Genomic DNA, 2505 nt, shown 5'->3' with positions numbered 1-2505 from the left:
CTGGCCGGCGCGGCTCTACACCGACATCTTCCGCGGCCTGCCCGAAGTGGTCATCATTCTGCTGATCGGGCTCGGCATCGGGCCGATCGTGGGCGGATTGACGAACAACAATCCCTACCCGTTGGGCATCGCCGCCCTGGGCCTGACGGCCGCCGCGTATGTAGGTGAGATCTTCCGATCCGGCATCCAGAGCGTCGAAGGCGGCCAGCTGGACGCCTCCCGCGCACTCGGGCTGAGCTACAACACCGCGATGCGCATGGTCGTGATCCCGCAGGGCATCCGCCGGGTACTTCCCGCGCTTGTCAACCAGTTCATCGCGCTACTGAAGGCCTCCGCGCTGGTGTACTTCCTGGGGCTGATCGCCGGCCAACGCGAGCTGTTCCAGGTGGGCCGTGACCTCAACGCGCAGACCGGCAGCCTCTCGCCGTTGGTCGCCGCCGGGGTGTTCTACCTGATATTGACCATCCCACTGACCCACCTGGTCAACTTCGTCGACAACCGGCTTCGGCACGGCCGGGCCGCCGCCGGCGAACCGGAAGATCCGCTGGCCTTGACCAGCAGTCAGGAGATGACGTGATCGGGTCAGTATCGTTGGCGGGCAAGGGGATTCACCTATCCTTTGGCGACAATAAAGTTCTGCGCGGTGTAGACATCAGCGCGCCGGCCGGCAAGACGGTGGCGGTGATCGGCCCGTCGGGCTCCGGAAAGTCGACCCTGCTGCGGGCCCTGAATCGCTTGCACGAACCCGACGGCGGCGACGTCTTGCTCGACGGTCAGTCGGTTTTGAAAGACGATCCCAATACGGTTCGGCAGCGGATTGGCATGGTGTTTCAACAATTTAACCTTTTCCCGCATTTGAGCATCCTGGACAACGTCATGCTGGCGCCGCGCAAGCTCAAACGGCTCTCCGGCGATGCGGCTCGCGAGTTGGGGCTGGCGCAACTGGACCGGGTCGGCATGAAGCACAAGGCCGATTGCCGGCCTGGCGCCGTGTCGGGCGGCCAACAACAAAGGGTCGCGATCGCTCGCGCGCTGGCCATGTCACCTCAGGTGATGCTGTTCGACGAGGTGACCTCGGCACTGGATCCCGAACTGGTCAAAGGAATCCTGGCGCTGATCGCGGACTTGGGCTCCGAGGGCATGACAATGCTGGTAGTCACGCACGAAATGGCTTTTGCCAAATCCACATCCGACACCGTCGTCTTCATGGATCACGGTCAGGTCGTGGAAACCGGCCCGCCCGCGCAGATTTTCGAGGCGGCGGCAACCGAGCGCCTGCAGCGGTTCTTGTCGCAGGTACTTTGACATGCAAAAACGAAATATAGGCCGCTTAACTGCCGACAGGTTAGACTGTCGAACTATGGCGGAAACCGAAGCCACCGTGCCCGAGCTCACAGAGCTGGCGGAGGGTCTTCACCGTACGCTTTCGAAGTTGTTCTCCATCCTGCGCCGCGGCGATCCCAGCGCCGGTGCCGCTTTGGGAAGCGACCTCACCCTGGCCCAACTTTCGATTCTGGTCACGCTGCTCGACCGTGGCCCGATCCGGATGACCGACCTGGCCGCCCACGAACGCGTTCGCACACCCACCACGACGGTGGCGATCCGCCGGCTGGAGAAGATCGGCCTGGTGAAACGCTCGCGCGACCCATCAGACCTGCGCGCCGTGCTTGTCGACATCACCCCGCGCGGCCTGGCCGTGCACCGTGAGTCGCTGACCAACCGGATTCACGCGCTCGCCACGCTGCTGAGCGACCTTAGCGAGAACGACCGGGAAACCCTCACCAAAGCGCTTGCGCCGCTGGAGCGGTTGGCCGGCAGCGAGCCGGTGGGCAGCACGGCGACTGCCCAGACCAACGGCGACCAGACGTCGTAATTCCCCGCTGCCCTTAAGCTGGCAAGCATGCGGACCGCGCTCATCACCGGCGCCAGTCGCGGGATCGGCGCCGCTATCGCCGACGCCCTGGCACCCACCCACACCCTGCTGTTAGCCGGACGGCCGTCACCTGCGCTGCGGGCCACCGCGGATCGGTTGGGCGCCACCGCGCTGCCGCTGGATGTGACCGACACCGACGCGATTCCGCCGGCGACCGCCGCCATCAGCGAGCTCGATGTGCTGGTGCACAACGCCGGGGTGTCACTTCCGGGGCGGGTCGCTGAATCCACCGTCGATCAGTGGCGGACCACTTTCGACGTCAATGTCGTTGGCGCCGTTGCAGTTACGCTGGCGTTGCTGCCGGCCCTGCGGCGTGCGGAGGGTCAGGTGGTGTTCATCAACTCCGGGTCGGGACGCAAGGCGTCGGAGACCATGGCGTCGTACTCGGCGAGCAAATTCGCGCTGCGGGCGTTCGCCGACTCACTGCGCTTGAGCGAGCCGACACTGCGGGTCACCACCGTCTATCCCGGCCGCACCGACACCGACATGCAACGCGAGCTGGTGTCCTTCGAGGACGGCGAGTACGACGCGGATCGGTTCCTGCGTGCCGACACGGTCGCCGCGGCGGTCGC

General features: G+C 65.3%; 4 protein-coding genes. All 4 read left to right on the top strand.

All coding sequences use genetic code 11. From position 1 onward, the window contains the following. A partial coding sequence (locus tag VGH54_RS00900; protein ID WP_331510059.1) for an amino acid ABC transporter permease occupies positions 1 to 577 on the top strand: 577 nt, incomplete at its 5' end. Next, complete coding sequence (locus VGH54_RS00895; RefSeq protein ID WP_331510058.1) at positions 574 to 1305, top strand: amino acid ABC transporter ATP-binding protein; 732 nt, start codon at positions 574 to 576, stop codon at positions 1303 to 1305. The genes VGH54_RS00900 and VGH54_RS00895, both read left to right, overlap by 4 nt. A 55-nt stretch (positions 1306 to 1360) precedes the next feature. Further along, positions 1361 to 1873 carry a MarR family transcriptional regulator gene (locus VGH54_RS00890; protein WP_331510057.1) on the top strand — a complete coding sequence of 171 codons (513 nt, stop codon included), beginning with the start codon at positions 1361 to 1363 and terminating at the stop codon, positions 1871 to 1873. 27 nt (positions 1874 to 1900) lie between these two features. After that, the coding region (locus tag VGH54_RS00885) for an SDR family oxidoreductase (protein ID WP_331510056.1) at positions 1901 to 2505 on the top strand (605 nt) is incomplete at its 3' end.

The sequence above is a fragment of the Mycobacterium sp. genome, assembly GCF_036488105.1.
GTDB lineage: Bacteria > Actinomycetota > Actinomycetes > Mycobacteriales > Mycobacteriaceae > Mycobacterium.
The sequence above is the reverse complement of the archived record's forward strand: the minus strand, read 5'-3'. Positions and strand labels throughout refer to the sequence as shown.

Excerpts from the sequence above, each read along its gene's own strand:
- VGH54_RS00890 (WP_331510057.1), top strand. The coding sequence starts at position 1,361 with ATGGCGGAAACCGAAGCCACCGTGCCCGAGCTCACAGAGCTGGCGGAG.